Source organism: Shewanella sp. SM87 (assembly GCF_025653705.1).
Lineage (GTDB): Bacteria > Pseudomonadota > Gammaproteobacteria > Enterobacterales > Shewanellaceae > Shewanella > Shewanella oncorhynchi.
This window is the reverse complement of record NZ_JAKKSC010000045.1, coordinates 1-19,782: the sequence shown is the minus strand read 5'-3', so window position 1 is coordinate 19,782 and position 19,782 is coordinate 1. Positions and strand designations below refer to the sequence as shown.

At 44.2% G+C, this 19,782-nt stretch carries 17 protein-coding genes and 4 tRNA genes; 13 read left to right on the top strand and 8 right to left on the bottom strand.

Translation table 11 applies throughout. From position 1 onward, the window contains the following. Positions 1-12 precede the first annotated feature (12 nt). The 4 genes from L5M11_RS21935 to L5M11_RS21920 are packed head-to-tail and all read left to right on the top strand — an operon-like array spanning position 13 to position 4,694. A complete protein-coding gene (locus L5M11_RS21935) occupies positions 13-1,434 on the top strand; it encodes a TolC family outer membrane protein (protein ID WP_263168454.1) in 1,422 nt (473 codons plus the stop codon). Next, a complete protein-coding gene (locus tag L5M11_RS21930; RefSeq protein ID WP_263174017.1) occupies positions 1,431-2,039 on the top strand; it encodes an OmpA family protein in 609 nt (202 codons plus the stop codon). Before L5M11_RS21935 ends, L5M11_RS21930 begins: the two co-directional genes overlap by 4 nt. A 19-nt stretch (positions 2,040-2,058) precedes the next feature. Beyond that, complete coding sequence (locus L5M11_RS21925) at positions 2,059-2,766, top strand: transglutaminase-like cysteine peptidase (protein WP_105250450.1); 708 nt, start codon at positions 2,059-2,061, stop codon at positions 2,764-2,766. 8 nt (positions 2,767-2,774) lie between these two features. Then, positions 2,775-4,694, top strand: coding sequence for an EAL domain-containing protein (locus L5M11_RS21920; protein WP_105250451.1), 1,920 nt, complete (start codon positions 2,775-2,777; stop codon positions 4,692-4,694). A gap of 265 nt (positions 4,695-4,959) precedes the next feature. On the opposite strand, the gene L5M11_RS21915 is transcribed toward L5M11_RS21920, so the two are convergent. From L5M11_RS21915 to L5M11_RS21900, 4 genes are all read right to left on the bottom strand, one after another. Next, a tRNA-Pro gene (locus L5M11_RS21915) sits at positions 4,960-5,036 on the bottom strand. 156 nt (positions 5,037-5,192) lie between these two features. Then, positions 5,193-5,269: transfer RNA gene (locus L5M11_RS21910), tRNA-Pro, on the bottom strand. A 33-nt stretch (positions 5,270-5,302) separates the two neighbouring features. Beyond that, positions 5,303-5,378: transfer RNA gene (locus L5M11_RS21905), tRNA-His, on the bottom strand. A 53-nt stretch (positions 5,379-5,431) separates the two neighbouring features. Continuing rightward, a tRNA-Arg gene (locus tag L5M11_RS21900) sits at positions 5,432-5,508 on the bottom strand. A 206-nt stretch (positions 5,509-5,714) separates the two neighbouring features. On the opposite strand from L5M11_RS21900, the gene L5M11_RS21895 reads away from it, so the two are divergent. After that, positions 5,715-8,363: a diguanylate cyclase domain-containing protein gene (locus L5M11_RS21895; RefSeq protein WP_263193248.1), complete on the top strand. Its 2,649-nt coding sequence runs from the start codon at positions 5,715-5,717 to the stop codon at positions 8,361-8,363. 47 nt (positions 8,364-8,410) lie between these two features. Here the strand turns inward: L5M11_RS21895 and rep are convergent, their stop codons facing one another. Next, a complete protein-coding gene (gene rep, locus L5M11_RS21890; RefSeq protein WP_173247979.1) occupies positions 8,411-10,423 on the bottom strand; it encodes a DNA helicase Rep in 2,013 nt (670 codons plus the stop codon). 234 nt (positions 10,424-10,657) lie between these two features. Between rep and ubiK the strand changes: the two genes are divergently transcribed. The 3 genes from ubiK (at position 10,658) to L5M11_RS21875 (ending at position 11,756) form a co-directional block, all read left to right on the top strand. Beyond that, entirely contained in the window at positions 10,658-10,912 is a 255-nt protein-coding gene (gene ubiK, locus L5M11_RS21885) for a ubiquinone biosynthesis accessory factor UbiK (protein WP_006083441.1), read from the top strand. Positions 10,913-11,006: 94 nt separating this feature from the next. Then, the gene (locus L5M11_RS21880) at positions 11,007-11,372 is read left to right on the top strand and encodes a hypothetical protein (protein WP_263180203.1); all 366 of its coding nucleotides are present in this window, start codon (positions 11,007-11,009) and stop codon (positions 11,370-11,372) included. Between the two features lie 36 nt (positions 11,373-11,408). Further along, positions 11,409-11,756 carry a hypothetical protein gene (locus tag L5M11_RS21875; protein ID WP_168825950.1) on the top strand — a complete coding sequence of 116 codons (348 nt, stop codon included), beginning with the start codon at positions 11,409-11,411 and terminating at the stop codon, positions 11,754-11,756. Here the strand turns inward: L5M11_RS21875 and L5M11_RS21870 are convergent. Continuing rightward, the gene (locus L5M11_RS21870) at positions 11,753-12,925 is read right to left on the bottom strand and encodes a winged helix-turn-helix domain-containing protein (RefSeq protein ID WP_263186723.1); all 1,173 of its coding nucleotides are present in this window, start codon (positions 12,923-12,925) and stop codon (positions 11,753-11,755) included. The genes L5M11_RS21875 and L5M11_RS21870 overlap by 4 nt on opposite strands. Positions 12,926-13,172: 247 nt before the next feature. Between L5M11_RS21870 and L5M11_RS21865 the strand changes: the two genes are divergently transcribed. The 3 genes from L5M11_RS21865 (at position 13,173) to L5M11_RS21855 (ending at position 16,261) form a co-directional block, all read left to right on the top strand. Beyond that, positions 13,173-13,703: a hypothetical protein gene (locus L5M11_RS21865; protein WP_263163984.1), complete on the top strand. Its 531-nt coding sequence runs from the start codon at positions 13,173-13,175 to the stop codon at positions 13,701-13,703. A gap of 176 nt (positions 13,704-13,879) precedes the next feature. Then, on the top strand, positions 13,880-15,358 hold the full coding sequence (gene creD / locus L5M11_RS21860; protein ID WP_263163982.1) for a cell envelope integrity protein CreD: 1,479 nt from the start codon (positions 13,880-13,882) through the stop codon (positions 15,356-15,358). Positions 15,359-15,451: 93 nt separating this feature from the next. Beyond that, positions 15,452-16,261 carry a phosphatase PAP2 family protein gene (locus L5M11_RS21855; protein WP_263187171.1) on the top strand — a complete coding sequence of 270 codons (810 nt, stop codon included), beginning with the start codon at positions 15,452-15,454 and terminating at the stop codon, positions 16,259-16,261. Positions 16,262-16,344: 83 nt separating this feature from the next. Here the strand turns inward: L5M11_RS21855 and L5M11_RS21850 are convergent, their stop codons facing one another. Further along, positions 16,345-17,070: a substrate-binding periplasmic protein gene (locus tag L5M11_RS21850; protein WP_263186722.1), complete on the bottom strand. Its 726-nt coding sequence runs from the start codon at positions 17,068-17,070 to the stop codon at positions 16,345-16,347. Between the two features lie 189 nt (positions 17,071-17,259). On the opposite strand from L5M11_RS21850, the gene L5M11_RS21845 reads away from it, so the two are divergent. Both L5M11_RS21845 and L5M11_RS21840 read left to right on the top strand, forming a co-directional pair. After that, the gene (locus L5M11_RS21845; protein ID WP_105253008.1) at positions 17,260-17,760 is read left to right on the top strand and encodes an Lrp/AsnC family transcriptional regulator; all 501 of its coding nucleotides are present in this window, start codon (positions 17,260-17,262) and stop codon (positions 17,758-17,760) included. A gap of 340 nt (positions 17,761-18,100) precedes the next feature. Next, positions 18,101-19,465 carry a sodium-dependent transporter gene (locus L5M11_RS21840; RefSeq protein WP_263174005.1) on the top strand — a complete coding sequence of 455 codons (1,365 nt, stop codon included), beginning with the start codon at positions 18,101-18,103 and terminating at the stop codon, positions 19,463-19,465. An 83-nt stretch (positions 19,466-19,548) separates the two neighbouring features. Here L5M11_RS21840 and L5M11_RS21835 read toward each other — a convergent pair. Then, positions 19,549-19,782: transposase (locus L5M11_RS21835; RefSeq protein WP_263186495.1), on the bottom strand; the 234-nt coding region annotated here is incomplete at its 5' end.

Below are 19,782 nucleotides of genomic sequence, written 5' to 3'. Positions count from 1 at the left end.
GGGAGGTTGGTCATGAAGACTTCAGCAATACGACAATTTCAATGTTCAAAGATAGCCATAGTGCTGTCATTAATCCTGTTACCTTTATCGGCTCAAAGTCAGACGTTAGAACAAGCCGTTGCACATACGCTAGATACAAACCCAGATTTACGAGTGGCCTTCAACCGCTTTAAAGCGCGAGAAGAACAAGTTAATCAAGCGATAGCAGGCTATATGCCAACTATTGATGTCAATGGTGGCTACGGTTACGAACAAACCGACAGCGTATCGACACGTAGACGACCCAATATCGGCGAAGTCGATAGCAAAGGGGTGGCTGAATTAAATCCCGGAGAGTTTGGTGTTAGCATAAAACAAATGCTTTTCGATGGTTTCTACACCAGCAGTGAAGTTGATCGTTATAGCTTTGAAGCTAGCGCAGACCAATGGGCACTGCTTGCTGCAGCTGAAGATATGGCACTCGATGTCAGTAAAGTCTATCTCAACTATTTACGCACCGATGAAGTGTTAAAATTAGCCGAGAAAAACCTTAACAGCCATAAAGAAATTTATGACCAGATTAAACAACGTACTGACTCAGGTTTAGGCTCAATCGCAGATCTCTCCCAAATCTCGGGACGTTTGGCACGTGCTAATGCTAACGTTATTTCTGCTCGCAACAATTTACTTGATGCAAAAGCACAGTACATCAAAATTGTAGCGTCGGCTCCGGCGGACTTAATATTACCAGTGCCAGATGCAGACATGCTGCCAAAGGATCTTAGCTCTGGCATTATTGTTGCGCAAGAGAATCACCCCATACTCAAATCTGCAGCAAACGATATTAGTGCCGCTGAAAATGAACGCTCTTCAGTACAATCCAATTACTACCCTCAGGTTTCTTTAGAACTGAATGGTAACTGGAATAACGATATTAGCGGCGAAGATGGAATATCAGGTGCTGGAGCTTTCCGCAGTGATGTGGGTGGCCATAGTAACGATCTCGTCGCCATGGTGAGGGTGAGATACAACTTATTTGCGGGGGGTAAAGATCTTGCCCGTGAAAAAGAAACTGCTTACAAGTTGGGTGAAGCGAAAGAAATCCGCCAACGCGCCCAACGTGAAGTTGTTGAAGGGGTAAACCTAGCTTGGAACGCATTTGAAATGCTAGCGCCGCAAAAACAATATATTCGCGATCATGTCGTGGCCGCAAAGGATACTCAAACAGCCTATGCACAGCAGTTCAACTTAGGCCAACGCAGTTTACTCGACTTATTAGATACCGAAAATGAACTCTTCGAGGCGCGTAAAGACTACTTACAAGCTGAATATGATGAAGTTATTGCTAAGTATCGCGTGCTCAATTCTACAGGGCGATTATTAGACTCACTTAAAGTGACTAGACCTGATGCGTGGCGCGGAGAGCGCAATTATGAAGGAGGAGCTAACAAATGAAAACTCTCACATTTTTTCTAAGTGTCACTCTTTTAGCTGGTTGTTCGATGCGCGATACGGTTAATATTGACGAAATGGTCACAACTCAAGCCTATGATCTATCTGATAAAGATAGCGATGGTGTCATTGAAGCCCGTGAACGCTGCAACGACACAGCCCAAGGGGCAGGGATTGATAACTATGGCTGTGGCAAAATAAAAGCGATTAACGAGCGAAAGGAAATAAATATTTTATTCCCGAATGACTCTGCTTATATTGCGCCTGAGTACTATCCTCAAATTGAAGAGGTGGCTATTTTTCTACGTCAGTATCCAACGACCAAAGTGACTATCGAAGGTCACACGAGTCGCACAGGAACCGATGAACGAAATACAGTATTATCTCAAGAACGTGCAAATGCTGTCACCGCAGTACTGGCTGAACGCTTTAGTATTGATAGAAGTCGATTAACTGCTATTGGATATGGTTCTAGCCGCCCAATTGTTTTAGAACAGACGCCGGAAGCAGAAATTCGTAACCGTCGTGTTGTTGCAGAAGTCACTGGTGATGATACGGCAGCAGACATGAAATGGACAATTTACTCGGTCGATGACAACTCAAAATAAAGGACTAACACATTAGGTTATGAACGGCAGACTTGATTATAAAGATTCATTATTGCGAGTCTGCCGCTTTAGCCTAATAGCGTCAGCCTTAGGCATATGTTGCCTATATGCGGCCCCCACACAAAACCTTGATGAAGTGAAGATAACTTCAACCCTAGAAAAACATTACGGCGAACGTGCTGGAATGCGAGCAAGGGCTTGGTTCAAAGTGTTATCGGAAGCGAGTACGCTAGATGAAAAAGAAAAGTTATTGAAGGTGAATAACTTTTTTAATTTATTCCGTTTTGTGGATGACAGTAAATTATGGGGAGACTCGAATTATTGGGCAACGCCGATGGAGTTTATTGGTGTGAATGGCGGTGATTGCGAAGACTTTTCGATCGCAAAATACTTCACCCTACTCCAACTTGGTGTTCAAGAGGACAAGATGCGGATCACTATGGTTAAAGCCACTACGGTTAATCAATACCATATGGTATTGGCTTACTATGAAACACCATCATCAATTCCTTTAGTGCTCGATAATCTTGACCATGAAATAAAACCCGCCACAAAAAGAAAAGATCTACTGCCTGTTTATAGCTTTAACGGTAAACAGTTATGGCTCAATAAAGAGCAAGGTCGAGGCGTACTGGCAGGGTCCTCAAAACGATTAGAAAAATGGAACGATCTTAACCATAGATTAGGTGTTGACCGTCTTAGGCAACCAAAATTAAAACTGGAGTAGCACCAAAAATGACACTGTTTAGACAGATTTATTCGCTGCTTTTTAGCCTGTTCTTGCTTGTAGTTGCAAGCCTTGGCTATGTGCAATTCACTGAGACTCAAAGCTTTTTAACAAAGCAAATGGAGTCCGATCTAAACAATGCCAGCACTTCACTCGGTCTAATGCTTACCCCAGCACTCGAAGCCGGCGATACCGCAGCGGCAGAAACCTTAGTGAATGTTATTTTTGAAGGTGGTTACTATCAAAATGTAAAATTGACTTGGATGGTCGATGGTAAGCAACAAGAGTGGAATAATCCTTTAAAAATTGAAGATGTCCCTCAATGGTTTATCAATCTAGATCTGTTTAAAACCATAAAAAAACAAAGCACTATCACCTCGGGTTGGCTGCAGCTAGCACAGCTTGAAATCACTGCTCATCCTGGTTTTGGTTATCATGAACTATGGCGAATCATGTCCAATACCATCATAGCCTTCTCACTACTTTTTCTCGTTGCTATTTTTACAGCAAGAGTAGGCTTAACATGGATATTGAAACCTCTCCACACCCTGTCTGAACACGCAAAAAGTATCGCAGCACGCCAATTTGGTCCAGACATGGCACTCCCCAAAACAACCGAATTAAAAGACTTAGTAACTGCATTTAACAGCATGTCAGCTCAATTGAAACAAGTGTTCCATTCTCTTGACGAAGAGGTTGGCGCGTTACGTAAGAAGAATCTTGTCGATCCCGCGTCAGGCCTGCCTAACCGCCAATATGTAGTAAGTCGTTTAAATGGTTGGTTAAGTGAACCTAGCAGCGGTGCTTTATTCCTCGCCAAACTCGACTGGCTCGAAGAAGTGCACAGTAAATATGGCTATCAAGTTCGAGATGAAACCATACGGATCCTCGCAGAAAAGTTTCAACAGCAATTAAACGAAATAACACCTTCGGTCATAGGGCGTATTGCCGCCTATGAATTTGCATTTTTAGTGACCGATGTTGAACACGATCAGATCAGTAAATATTTACAAACACTTATCCGTACCATCAATCAAGAAATGTCAAAAGCAGGTTGTAAGCCCAACGAAGACTTTGCTATCGGTATTGCGGAACGTATTGGGCAAATGAATGTGTCGGATATTTTGGCCCAAGCCGACAATGCCCTTCAAAAAGCGTTACAAGAAAATAAAACCTTCCACTGGTTTGAAACCACAGAGCAGCAATTATTCACCCGCGAGCAATGGCGCGATAACCTCAGCCATGCTATCAGCAATAAGAAGTTTAAGTTTAGATGGCAACCCATCCAATTTTGCGATGGTGATGGCATAGCGCAACGGGAATTGTATTGCCAATTAGAGCTTGGTGATCAACTCGCTCATGCAGGGCAATTTATGCCGTATATCGAGTTATTATCACTTGGTGCCTTACTCGATAAATGCTTAATTGAAACTGTCTACGAGCAAAAACTGCTCGAGCGGAGCTATGAACCGCTCGCAATTAACTTAACCCACCAAAGTATTAACGATCCTCAGTTCCATGAGTGGCTAAATCAATTTTTGCGAAATGCCACATTTATTGAGCGCATCTGCTTCGAAATCCCTGAGGCTGGTGTTTATAGTGATCTTAAGTCATGCCAGCACTTATGTAACATCATTCGCGATAACGGTGCTAAGTTTGGTATTGACCACTTTGGTCGTCAGTTTGGCTCTATGTCTTATCTACAGGAATTAAGACCTAGCTATGTGAAGCTGGATCAATCCTTTGCCTACTATGATGAGACACACCACAATAGCGAATTGTGCCGCGCCCTAATCAACGTAGCAAAAGGATTGGACATTCAAGTCATAGTGACGGGTATTCAAGAAAAAGCTCAGCTAGAACGTTTTAACGAGCTTAGAACAGATGCCTATCAAGGCTTTATCGCCCCGCCAGTGAATCTTGACTAAGCCGTATTATTAAGAAGTGATGTTTGCAAACAAAAAGCTCCGTAAGGAGCTTTTTGTTTTTCTACGGTTGAGTGACTATGCCGATACAGTTCTGCTCTGCAAGTCTGCCAGGTGTAAATAAGAACTGTTGCCAACTTCTATACTCATTGAGGATACGCTATCAAGCGACAACAAACATGATAATGTCAGTGAGTAAGTTCTATTTCGCCAATGCAAAAAAGCCTCAGTGTATTCATTAATGAATGCTGAGGCTTTTCTACTTATTTGGTCGGTGATAGAGGATTCGAACCTCTGACCCTCTGGTCCCAAACCAGATGCGCTACCGGACTGCGCTAATCACCGTAAATTTTGTACTATTGTTTACATACGCTTAGAGGGTTCACCCTCTCGTCCACTTTCATCCAAAACATCAGGATGCGTTATCAGACTGCGCTAATTACCGTAAAACATTAACTATTTACTTAACTTACATTAAGCTCGCTAGTCACGCGAAGAATTTGGTCGGTGATAGAGGATTCGAACCTCTGACCCTCTGGTCCCAAACCAGATGCGCTACCGGACTGCGCTAATCACCGAGAATAAAAATCTTTTATATCAAAGTAAATGAATGGGGTGACTGATGGGGCTCGAACCCACGACAACCGGAATCACAATCCGGGACTCTACCAACTGAGCTACAATCACCACTGATTTTCACTTACTTTGCTAACCTTAAAGCTCACAACTCTGTTCGGAAGTGGTGCGCCCAAAAGGATTCGAACCTTCGGCCTCACCCTCCGGAGGGGTGCGCTCTATCCAGCTGAGCTATGGGCGCTCGCCTTGGTTAGCGCCGCATATACTAGGGTCAAATCCCCTTTGAGTCTATAGCTGTTTTGCACTTTTTTTACTGACTGCTCAAGTTTTATCACATTAGCTGACTTTTAAAGCGGAATGCAGCCAAAATATGACTTGGATGTTACAGTATTTCATGCTAATTATAGACTTTGGTAAAAGCAAACATATATTTAACTAGTGAGTATCATGTTTAAGGATGAAGATGAAACTGGCCAGCCGCGTGTGAGTGAAACTGAACGCTTACGCAAAAAAATTATTCGCTTAAAACAATTAGCGCATAAATATAAGCATGCTGAGATCATTCAAAACGCATTACTCGAAATATCCAATATTGCGACTCATGCTTCTTCACTCGAAGAATTCTATGTCGGCGTACATAGCCATCTAAAACAGCTGATTCCCGCTGATAATTTTTTTATTTCAACCCTGGATACTCACACAGGTGAACTCGCCATCCCCTTTTTCGCTGATGAGAAAGATGCCCATCCAGCAGAGCTTTATCCTGAACAATCACTATCTACATTATTACAGCAAGGATTAACAGGCTACGTACTCAGAACTGGGAAAGCTTTGTTGTGTAACAATGACACAGTCAATGAACTGATTGCCGCTGGAGAAATTGTTAATTTAGGTTCTCCCTGTCATCTGTGGCTGGGCGTGCCCATCAAACAAGATGACATAGTAACGGGTGTGTTAGTGGTGCAAACCTATGACACAAACATCAGTTATGGTGAAATCGAACTCGAGTTAATGACGTTCATTTGTCACCATATTGCTGGGGTAATGGAACGGCTAAAACATCAAGAACAATTAGAACAAGCTATCCAGCAAAGGACAAAAGAACTCAGCCAAGCCTACGATAAGTTAAAACTAGAAGTCTATGAACGGCGTAGAGCTGAACGCTTACAAAAATCACTGTTCGAAATCGCCGAGCTAGCAAGTTCCAGTGCAGACAACCCAGACTTTTATGCCCAATTGCATAATGTTATTCGACACCTCATTCCCGCCAACAATTGCTATATCGCGCTTTTGGATGACACAGAAACCCACCTCACGTTTCCTTTTTATGTATCGCAATTAGCCAATAAGCATCCTGGCACTCGGCCGCTACAAGACGGCTTAACCGAATATGTGCTCAAACATAAGCGCCCACTATTGCTAGATCAAAGCAGTATCAATGCATTAATTGCCTCTGGTGAGCTGTATTCCCAAGCGCCAGCATTAAATCATACTCAAACCATGCATCAGTGGATCGGAATCCCGCTTTTTATCCATGATCAAGTTCGTGGTGCGTTAACGATTTACAGTTTTAGCATGACACAGAATTACCAAGTTAAAGACTTAGAATTACTGACATTTGTATCACAACATATAGGCTCGGCTATCGAGAAAAAGCTGTCCGCAGAGTCCTTACAACGCAGTTATGAAGAGCTAGAAGAAAAGGTTATTGATCGTACCAAAGCGTTAGCCGAACTGAATAAAAGTCTTGAGAAAGAAATTCAACAACGCCGTAGTATGGAAGCCAAGCTAGTTCACGATGCCAAACATGATGCACTTACAGGCCTGCCTAATCGCGCTATGTTTATGGAGCGTTTATCTCAAGCGATCAAGCATGTTCGTCGCCATAGCTTAGAACAGTTTGCCCTACTGTTTATCGACCTCGACCGCTTCAAACAGATTAACGACACTATGGGACACCTAGAGGGCGATAAATTCTTAATTGAGACGGCAAGCCGCCTCAAGTCCTGCATTCGTGATAATGACACCTTAGCGCGACTCGGTGGCGATGAGTTTGTGATACTGCTCGATAGCATTAACAACATCAACGACGCGAAAGATATATCAGAAAGAGTGATCCAAAAAATATCCCAGCCCTATCGACTTGGCACAATGGAATTTAGTTCTGGAGCCAGTATCGGTATCACCATCAGTGGCAAGCACAGAATTGATACCAGTGAATCTATGTTACGTAATGCAGATACAGCCATGTATCAGGCGAAAGCCAATGGTAAAGGCTGCTATGTTATTTTTGATGATAACGCCCAACATCAGGCCATGCAGGATGTCGAGTTAGAAACTGAATTTAGACATGCATTACACCATGCTGAAATCCAGCTTAGTTACTTACCAGTAGTCAATTTTAAAACAGGTCAAGTGCATGCATTAGAAAGCCGCCTGTTCTGGCAACATCCGCAGCGTGGGCTCTTACAGCAGGAACAACTTAGCACGCTTGCTGAACAGTCACACCTTACCGTTGAGCTCGATAAATATACGATCAACATCATAGATAGCAGCTATCCCCAACTCCTCAAGCAATATGATGAATCTGTTGAATTACATGTCATGCTTTCGAGCCAACATCTCAAGCATAAGCATGTACTGCGCAGTTTGAAAAACACTCTCAAGCAAACCCAGTTAAACCTGAGCCATTTGTGGTTATTCTTCAATGAAAAAGCCCTAGTGCAGGAAACTGAAAATCATATCAATGGCTTTGAATTGTTGCAGAAGCTCGGGGTAAAACTCGGTATCAGCCAGTACGGTAGCGGCTATAGTGCATTAAATAGCTTATTGTTTCTGCCGATAAAAGGCTTAAAACTCGATGCCAACCTCACCAAACAAATACAAGGCGAGCAACAGCTTAAGTTAATGTCAGCCTATCAAAAAACGGCATCAACCTTAGAGCTTCAAACCTTTGTCGATGGCATTGATAACCCTGAACAAAAACGTATCTTCAGTGAACTGGGTTATCAACTGGGTCAGGGGGCTGCTTTAGCCAACACTTTTACCTTATGTGAAACCCAATCACAGATATGTGCTCAGCTCGAATATGCCTAGTAAAAAATAAGTAGCTGATTTAAAAGAATAGTAAGCGAAACCGCTCGCTATTTTTTAAACATATCTCTTAAGCTAGAAATATTTGCTCGCCCCGTTTGCATCCGCTCCTGCTCCGTTTGTTGTGGCTTACGGTTTTCCCACACCACATCATCTTGAGGTAACTCAAGTAAGAAACGGCTTGGCTCACAACGCATGGTTTCACCAAATTGGCGCCTTTCGCGGCAGAGGGTGAACCAAAGCTCTCGTTGAGCTCGAGTGATACCCACATATGCCAACCGACGTTCCTCATCGACGTTATCTTCGTCTATGCTGGTTTGATGGGGCAAAATACGCTCTTCTACTCCAACCATAAACACGAAGGGAAACTCTAAGCCCTTAGAAGCATGCAAGGTCATCAACTGCACCTGATCACCGCCTTCATCCTCACTATTACGCTCCATCATGTCCCTGAGCGTCAATCGAGTCACCACCTCTGGCAAGGTCATAGGCTCGTCTAACTCATCACCCGCGAGCATCTCAGTCACCCAACGGTAAAGCTCTGAGATATTCTTCATCCGCATTTCAGCGGCCTTGGCACTGGTGCTAGTTTCGTATAAGTAATCTTCGTAATTGATCTTACGGATCAAATGCTTCACCGCCTCGACGGGTTCACCACGTTCAGCATGATCCCCAGTCTCCACGATAAAACGACCAAACTGATATAAAGATGACATAGCCGCAGGCGGTAAATGATGATTCAGTTCAGGCTCAAAAATCGCCGCAAACATAGAAATATGCTTCTCGTTGGCAAAATTACCTAAGCGCTCTAAGGTTGATGGGCCTATGCCACGTTTAGGCAAATTCACGATGCGCAGGAAAGCATTATCGTCATCGGGATTCACCACGAGCTTTAGATAGCCCATGATGTCTTTAATTTCAGCACGAGCAAAAAATGACGTACCACCACTCAATTTATAAGGAATACGGTTCGTCATCAGTGCGCGTTCGAGTAACCGTGATTGATGGTTGCCCCGATACAAAATCGCATAATCGCCAAACTGAGTACGGCCGACAAACTTGTGCCGCACAATTTCAGCAACGACACGTTCGGCCTCTTGCTCCTCATTGGCGGCAAACAGCACCCGCAGCGGCTCACCATAGGCAAGCTCGCTAAACAGGGCTTTATCGTAAACATGGGGATTATTAGCGATAAGAATGTTCGCAGCCCGAAGGATCCGCTGGCTAGAACGGTAGTTCTGCTCCAATTTAATCAGCTTAAGCTGCGGAAAATCTTTACCCAATAACACGAGGTTTTGTGGCTTAGCACCGCGCCATGAATAGATAGACTGATCGTCGTCCCCCACCACAGTAAAGCGCGCCCGATCACCCACTAATAGCTTTACCATTTCATATTGGCTGGTATTAGTATCTTGATATTCGTCCACCAGCAAATATTGGATCTTGGTTTGCCAGCGCGTCCGCACTTCTTCATGGTGGCGTAACAATAAGGTTGGCATCAGGATTAAATCGTCAAAATCTAAAGCGTTATAGGCTTTCATATGTTGAGCATAACGCTGATACAACATAGCAAATAAGTGCTGTTGCTCATCTTTAGCGATTTTGCGCGCCTGATCGGGAATAATTAAGCCACCCTTCCAGTTTGAAATCGTACTGGCGAGCGCTTTAAGTAAATCTTTATCTTCATCCAACTCGTCTTGGGTTAACTCTTTGAGCAGTGCCAAGGTATCTTGATCATCAAACAGCGAAAAGCCTGGCTTTAAGCCTAAGACCTTATGCTCGCGTTTAATGATCTCAAGCCCTAAAGTGTGGAAGGTTGAAATCCACAGACCCCTGGCTTCCTTGCGGCCCATCGACTGAGCGACCCGCTCTTTCATCTCACGGGCAGCCTTATTGGTAAAGGTCACCGCCGCGATATTACGCGCCTTATAGCCACATTTTTCGACCAAGTAAGCGATTTTATTGATAATTACGCGCGTTTTACCACTACCCGCACCCGCCAAGACTAGGCAAGGGCCTGAAACATAATGAACAGCATCGTTTTGGGCGGGATTGAGTTTCATCTTTGCGCAATATCCAAACAAGTCGACAGAAAGGGATGGGATCATAGCAGAATCGACAGTTTTAAGGCTAACAAATCCCCGCTTAGGTTGAGCAGAACTCAACTCTGTAGATAAGCCTCTCCGTGATATAAACCCCAACAACAGCCAACTAAAGTGTTCACGCGTCTGCTTTACTTTTGAAAGCTAACGTACTGAGTTACAATCGAGCGATTCAGTAAAGAGGCGGACAAGATTATGATCAATCCAAAGAAAATCGAAGAAATGGCGAAACAATTGAGCGAAAGTTTGCCCAGTGGTCTAAAGCAATTTGCCGGTGAATTTGAAGAGCGCAGTAAGCAAGTACTGCAAAATCAATTGCTCAAGTTGGATATGGTTTCCCGTGAAGAATTTGATGTGCAGCAACATGTACTACTGAAAACCCGCGAAAAATTAGAAGCCCTACAAGCTCAAGTCAATGAGTTAGAAAAAAAGCTCAACGCGGCGGGCTAACTTATCATGCATGTTTGAAAGAGCACAGTTAGCGATAGCGCAGCTGTGCTTTTTTATTTTTAACACTTCAAGCATTGAGTCACTTGGGGAAATAATGCAACAACTCGCCAGCTATATCCTTGCTATTGAAGGCTATCCAAGCCCTGTCTACGTGGTAAGCCAATCAAACGAGCAGCAAACCTATCTCGATGATAATGTGGAGATTTGTGAGTCCATAACGCTTTATCACTTCGATAATGGGGTTGTGATTAGCAAGCTAAGCGAGCAAGATAAACAAGCTTATGCGTCAGACATGGTTTGTGAAGATTATTGGCTCAGCTATCGGGTTGTAACAGCTCATATTGCGATTTCGCCGCAGCAAAAATCCTTTAGCAATCTATGTCAGCAAAGCTTTTGGCTTAAGATGCAGCAAGGGCTGGCAGTAAAACCACCGCTGCAACCAGAGCATAAACAGACTTAATGCTTTAGCGTCGAACAATCAAGGAATGAAGCTACAATGGATGTCACAATCAGCACACACTATCAGGACTATCTTCTTTGGGGATTATTGTTGCTTGGTGGCCTGCCGCTACTCACTTATCCCGGTGTGCTTCTCGCCAGTTTGATGGGACTGGCCAGTCAATCAAGCATTAAACCCGCTTTTATCTATCGATTGATGAATCAGTGTTTTCTATGGGGAAGCCTAATTTATCCCGCCGTGTATATCCCCTGTTATCGCATTACGAGCGATAGCACTGCGACTTCTTCATCTTTAGTCATTGCTGCGTTGCCACTGCTGTATCTAATCTTACTGTATGGCTGCTTTCGCTTTATGGATGCTCCAACTAAAGAGACAAATAATTAAAGCTTTTGTTGGCGAGCATACTTTTGCTTAAGGCCTTTATGGTTAGCCTTAACTAACTTCCAGCGGTCACAACCATTGAAACGAGCATATTCACTGACTGCGATATCAAAGGCCACACAGAAATCCTCATCTAAGCCATTCACCATCACACCCACTTCTAAAATCAATTGCTGTAATAGCAATAGGTTAGCTTGGCGATCGGCTTTAACATCCACGCGGCCAACAAAAGTGTCGCGCCACAGAATTGCTAAAGAATAATAACCATACTGACGCTTTTCGGCTGGGACATAGACTTCAATTTGATAATCAAAATCAAACCATTGCTTTAATCTTTGCCGTTGGATCAATAAATTATCGAAGGGATTAAGCAGCCACACTTTATTAGGTAATGGTGCATTTAGCTGTAATGAAGGGCGATAAAAGTAGCTTTGGCCCGCCATCTTAAAACATGCTAATAACCCGTGAGCTAACAACTCTGCCAACTCTTGGGCTACTGCTGATTTCATACCTTTGCGTAAATAAGCCATTTGCGCCGCAGTACCGAAGGCGTGGGCATCGAGATAACGATCAATCAAATAGCGCGTAAACTCACTATCTGTCGGTGCTTGAGCATCAACATCTTTTGGTAGTACCCGCGCAGTGAGATCGTAAACCTTCTGGAATTTTTCCCGCCGCACCACCATCAGCTCACCACGCATAAACAGCTGCTCTAGGGCTTTTTTCGCGGGTTTCCAATCCCACCAGGCACCGTTTTTAGCTTCACTATGTTCGAAATCACTGGCCTTGAGTGGCCCTTCTGCAAGGATTCGCGCCCGCACTTCCTGCATTATTTTATCGTCGGGCTCAAACCAATGCTTACCGCCATTTTGCAACTGCTGTTTACGCTGCAAACTAAAACGGTAATCGGCAATAGGTAAATAAGCTGCCGCATGGGACCAATATTCGAAGATCTCTCCTTTGGCTAAAGCCATATCGAGCATCTTTGGCTGATATTCTGGCATACGACTATGCAGCACATGATGATGCGCTCGCTCAACCACGTTGATAGAGTCAATTTGTACATAACTGAGACGTGAAATTGCCTCGGCGACTGAGGTATATGGTTGCAATAATCCTTGCTGCTGCATATTTAATTGCAGCCACTCGCGGGGTGAAAAGGGATTAGACATCGATTCTCCAAATTCAACGACCAGCCAATACCAGACCAGAGAAAAATATAACAAACTGAAAATAAAAGTATTTAGCACACGATTCAATGAGTAGGTTTGTGAAATGTGCGCACAAGTCTACTCACTAGGCAGTATCTTCGGATAACATAAGCCATTTATACCTTAACGGCTATCGGTTTACCTGCCCGTTAGTTTCACGACTCGAAATAGAGCCTATCTGGCATAGGCTCTTCATTAAGGATTGATGATGAATATCTACTATCGCCAAGCACAACTCTGCGGCCGCAAAACGGGTAATGGCACTAAGCTGCCATTTTTGATGAATATCTTGTATTCACTTGCTGCTAAAAATGGCGATCACCAGCCCTTTTCAATGGATGACATTAACGCCGTACTGTTTAATCAGCATCAGTCGATTGGTTGCTCTATCGAGGCGCCGCTACCGATAGTGAGTTGGCGCACCGAAGCGATAGAGTATGAGTTATTTAAAGGCGAAGAGCTGGTGTACTTGCCCCAATGTATCATCTTTAGCAATGGCGCCATTGCCTATGTCATTGTCGTCATGGGTGATGAGTATGAGCTGCGTATTTGGCCCGATTACAATAACCGTGATCGAGAAAAACACCACTGGTTTTCCCACCATGCCGTAGTCTATTCCGCAGAACTTGACGTCTTTAAACAAAGCTTCGAAGCACTGCTCAAACATATTAAAAAAGAAAATGACTACGAGAAAAAACACCCAAAATTTGGCAAAGACATCCCACTATCAGATTCATAAACTTGAATAATGAGTATGGATTTAGCGGCAATCGCCATAATTTTGCCACTATTGATCAGCAACTTGCCCGCAACTTTTGTAAAAAAATCTGTTTTAATACCCGCCGTGATACCGAGTTAACTCTGCACAATCTTAGCGGATAAGTCTCGGTCGTATTTCATAGGGAATGAAATTCAATGTTCAGCATTATTTTCTGGGTACTCACCCTACTTAGTTTGGCCTTATTTGGTAGCGCAGCCTATTTAGTGGTGCGAGCACTCCTCAAAAAATTTAATCGAAGTCAAGGAATCGATATGTCAGCACAAGAACCGTGGGCAGTAGCCACCGCAAAGGGAACGGCATTAAAAAACACCACCTTATTAAAAGCCTTAACCATTGGCATACTGTCAATCCTCGCGTTGATCCCGCTGGGGATCATTATGGATATGACTTCTGATCGCCAAGCCCTTTACCACAGCGTTGTCGATGAAATCGGCCGTTCATGGGGTGAGCAGCAAACCCTCTCAGGTCCTGCGCTGGTGATCCCTTACAGCTATTTTGTGTTGCAAGAAGAAGTCAGTAACGACGGTAAAACTCGCCATGAAGTGAAGCGTACCTATCAAGATGAGCTAGTGATCCTACCGAAAAAGCTCACCCTCGACTTAGACCTAAAACATGATTTTCGCACCCGTGGCATTTATCAATCGCTGGTGTATAACGCAGCTCTACAAGGTCAGGCCGACTTCAGCCTTAACCGTTATGATATTCCTAACCTTATCGCCTTCGATAACAAAAATGCCCGGTTAGTCTTTGGGGTGTCATCGAATCAAGCAATTGATAAAGTAGAAAAAATTGAAATCACCGGTGAATCGACATTACTCTCTGGATCACTGATGTCTGGCACGGGGTTAACCACTGGCGGTTTAGAAAAAGGCTTTAATCAAAAGATCCAAGTCAGCGAAGCGAGTGATTTTAGTGTGGATTTTGCCATGACACTACGCGGCTCTCAGTCTATCAGCGCATTGCCACTAGGCGAGCAAACGCTAATCAATATTCGCGCCGACTGGCCGCATCCAAGCTTTAAGGGATTATTACCCGCAGAACGGGACATCAACGCGCAAGGCTTTACTGCAAGTTGGAATATCAGCCACTTAACCCGTAACTATCCACAAGAGTTTATTAAGAGTAATCAATCGACTCTCACTGAAGTGTCGGCCAATGCGATTTTATTCGAACCAGTGACTCACTACGGCAAGATTGATCGCTCGGTAAAATACGGCCTACTGTTTATCGTGCTGACTTTTATCATGTTGTTTATCTTCGAAATCGGACAAAAAACCAGCCTAAGCACGATTCAATATGTGTTAGTCGGCAGCGCCATGGCCTTGTTCTATTTGCTACTACTCTCGCTATCTGAACATCTAGCCTTCTTGCATGCCTATTTAATTGCCGCCTGTATTCCCGTGCTGTCGGTATCGGCTTATGTAGGGAGTGCCACAGCAAGTATTAAGCGCGGTGCATTAGTAGGCATCATGCTGGTGAGTTTATATGCCGTGCTGTACTCGATACTGCAACTGGAAGATTACGCCCTATTGATGGGCTCAGGTTTACTGTTAGTCGTACTGTTGATTTTGATGTTCGTGACTAGGCATCACCCTAAGAACACGGCGCAATAGCGCCCTACCGATCCACCCTTGAAGACCCCCGACAGCACCATCTTTTGCTGTCGGGATTTTTTTATTGGCAAAACCATTGCCGCGTTGTAGCCTATGGCGTTTTATGAAGAGGCTTATATTTTGACCCATAGCGTCTATCTTTTACGCCGTTTAGGTTTAGCTTGGATACTGTTGGCAACCATTCCGGGCTTACTATTACTGACACAGAATCAGCTGTTTCCACTGATCGATCTGCACTCTACCTTAGCCAAAACCTTATATTGGATTACCATGACAGGTACTGCGCCCTATGGCGTCGTAACAGTCTTGTTTGTATTGGCGATCGCCTATCGTCATATGCCTAAACCACTCTTTATAAGTTTATTTTTTGCCATCAGCCTCAGCCAAGTTATCAGTTTAGGCTTAAGCCACACCCTCAAATCCTATTTTAAAGAACCCAGACCTAATCTCGTTTTTCTAGCAGAACAAGCACTGCCTAAGCATGAACCGCTTTCACTCGATGCCTTTTATCAATTGGATAAACAGTCACGTTCAAAGACAATTGCCAATGCACTCGATGGCTTGATCGCTGCAGAACCCGCCTTAAAACTCGACTCACGGATCCATCAGCATTGGGAAGATGAAATCGGCTATTCTTTTCCTTCGGGACATACCATTTTTGCTGTGACGCTAGTGCTTACCGCCAGCTACTATTTGCTACTCGCTGGATTACCTAGCTTAGTCATGGCGTTATGGAGCTGGGGATTTTTGATGGGATTAAGCCGTATGCTGCTTGGCATGCATTGGCCACAGGATGTACTGTTTTCAACCTTTTTAGCCGCCATCATCAGCGGATGTAGCGTGTTCTTTGTCAGTAAGTTGCGTCCACTCTCGCATGCGTTTGCTAAAGGATCTGAGCGCTAACGCTGTTAATTCAGCGTCTGGATTTGGCTGTCGACTCACATACGACAGCTTCAAACACTATGAAGTTAAATACTTAGGCATTGCTAAGCACTGCCTAAGTATTTTGCCACTAGAGCCTGATAAATTCCATTGGCCTTAATTCTAGCGAGCCCTTGATTGAAAGTATCCCGCGCCACTGAGTTGTGGAACACCATTCGATAGGATGTTGGGGGAAAAATAAAGTGGTAGCTTAATGCTTGCTGGGTATCAACATCATCCTCAACGAACTTATTCAGTTGAGCGAATATATAACGATCGGCAATCACAGTATTAATGCGACCTAAGTACAACATACGGTTCTGGCTTAATTGGCTATCGACTTCACGATAAATAGTCTGTTGCGCTACGGCATTAAACTCAGGGCCAAGTAAGAAGCGAGCATTTTCAAAAGCGGCGACACTGTACTTTTTAAGATCCACAATACGTGTTATTTCAAGGTGTTGTTCGGACAAACTGATCGCCACATTGGTATATTCAACATAATCATTGGACCAATAACCATCAACGCCATTTGCAGGGTTCATCGTCATTACAGCATCTAATCGATCTTTATTGAAATATAAAACTTGGCGTTTACGAGAGTAGAATTTGAAGTTGACTGGCTGCCCCATTTCCTTAAACGCGGCCTTAATAATCTCGATCTCAAGCCCTGATTCAGCATCTTCGATAATATAAGGCGGTCGATTTAGAGCGCTACCAATGGTTAACGATGCAGAAAATGCATAAGTCGGTAATATGAATAAGCAGATTAGCAACAAACTCAAGCGCATACAGTGTCTCACTCTTATTAGTATCATAACAATAGCGGTAAATAACGGGAGTTCCAAACAGCACGACTCCCAAAATCTCTATCCGTTATCACTGTCACAACCTTAAAATGTCTCATTTGATCAAGATTTTTGGCAAAGTCCGCGAAGACTGGCAAACTAGAGGCTGACTCAGTTAACCCTAAGCTTTCAATGACAGACACTCACCCCTACAAACTCGATCAACTCGATTTAACAATTCTGCGCTTACTGCAAACTCACGGCAGATTATCGAATCTCGAACTGGCCAATAAAGTCGGACTATCGCCATCTCCTTGCTCGCGCCGTGTTAAAGCCTTAGAAGAAGCGGGTTATATTGCCGATTATGCAACGCGTCTGTCGGCGGATAAGTTCAACCTGCATTTGACCGCGTATATCCATGTTCGAATGGAGAAACATACGCCGGCGATTCTCAATCAATTTGAAACCAATGCACTCGCCTACGAAGAAGTCCAAGAATGCGCGCTGATCACGGGCTCTGAGGCCGACTATCAACTTAAAGTGCTAGTACAAGATATGGCGCACTTTCGCACTTTCCTGTTAGATAAACTCACGACCAACGTGCATATCGCAGGGGTGCATTCCAGCTTTGTCCTCAAAAAGGTTAAGGACCACACGGCCATTCCCTTAGGGCACGTCAACATTCAAGCATAAGCCAACACTCAACAGTCACAGCAAACACCGCAAACAAGACAGCGGCACAAGTAACAGTCATAGCACAAAATAGCGGTTAGACATCTGCCATACGGTATTTTTTGACCATAAGATCACAATTCAATGAATTTTTATCATCGCAATGATTCGCCAAATCTCAACCATCAGTCGCACCTGATAGCAATAAAATCTCGCACAAAACAGATAGGCGGCACACAACATTAACTTATAGTCAAAAACCGATAAATTATTGCAAATTAACACCAAATTAACGCACTAAAATTGCGTTGAAATCCTAATTTATCCGCCTAAGATACGCCTTCTTTTTACGGGAGGCACAATGCAATCGGCCAATACAAGTTCGACTAACCACTTCAGCTCACGCTTAGGTTTTATCATGGCGGCAGCCGGTAGCGCCGTTGGTGTAGGTAACATTTGGGGATTCCCCACCCAAGCAGCCACCCATGGCGGCGGAGCCTTTTTGCTGGTTTACCTAGTACTGATTTTCATCCTAGGCATTCCCATGTTAATGGCCGAACTCATGATAGGTCGCCACGGACAGACCAATCCCGCCGATGCCATGGGCAAACTCGGCTTCAACACCCTAACTCGCGGTTTAGGCAAGGCGATAGGTTTGATTTCCATCGTCACCGCGGGATTAATCTATACCTTCTACAGCATTCTTTCTGGCTGGTTTGTCAGCTACGCCATCGCCCCGATTGCCAAAGCTTTGGGCTCGAACGACACCGCAGCTTGGTTAGTGGATTTCTCGCTGTCGCGCAATCTGGTGTTCACGCTGATCTTCAGCACACTCGTATTTCTGGTATTGCTGCAAGGCGTACAAGAAGGCATAGAAAAATGGTCGAAACGCTTGATGCCCTTATTGTTGATCATGCTGATCGCAGGCGTGGCGTATATCTTCACTCTTAATGGCGCGAGCGAAGGCATTACCGCACTATTAACGCCTAACTTTGCCAAGGCACTGGCGCCAGATACCTTGATCAGCGCACTCGGACAAACCTTCTTCTCCCTCACCATAGGCACAGGTGCCATGATGGTTTATGGCAGCTATTTGAGCCAAAAAGAGAATATCGCCAAGCTGACCGTCTGGGTTGCCTTTACCGATAGTGGCATCGCCTTTCTCGCCGCTTTCTTGATTATCCCTGCCATGTATGTGGCCCAGCATAATGGCGTGGAGATTTTTAACGCCGAGGGCAAATTACTCGATTCAGATGCGCTGGTGTTTACTGTTTTACCCGCTTTATTTTCGACCTTAGGAGACACCGCCAACCTCATCATCAGCGTGGTGTTCTTTATTCTGCTGATCATCGCCGGCCTGACTTCAGCCATTTCCATCGCCGAAGTTCCGACTAGCTATGTGATGCAAAAATTCGGACTCAGCCGCAAGCGCGCCACCTTGATCATCGGCCTATTACTGACCTCATTATCTCTATTACTGGCGGTATTTTTTGAGACGTTATTTAGCGTCACTATTATGCTCACCACCCAAATCGCCCAGCCGCTGGTCGCCCTTGGCATCGCGATTTACTTAGGTTGGATTTGGCGCCAAACACAATTACTTAAGGCGATTCGTGGACAAGATGATGTCGATACCACAGGACTCTTCTGGCGCATTTGGCCAAGGTACGTGAAGTATGTGTGCCCAGTACTGATCATCGCGATCGCCATCAGGCAATTTGTGTAACCCTTTGAACAAATAACAAAATCCCCGCTAAGTGCGGGGATTTTTTATTTAGCAATTGATGCACTAATTAACCTGAGATCGGTTTAACTAGCCATAACTGTAATAGCATTAAACTCTGCGTTAGTGATGTTCAGTTGTGGCTTATTGTCTTTCAATTGATAGGCGATGAGTCCCGCAATCATGTTGAGCATAAAACCATGTACGCTGCGGTGTCTAGAGTGCTCTATTTGAGAGATGTTTTTTAACTGGTCGTTGATGGTTTCTATGATGAAACGTCTAGACAGCATCGCTCTATCCCACAACGACATCGCTTTTAC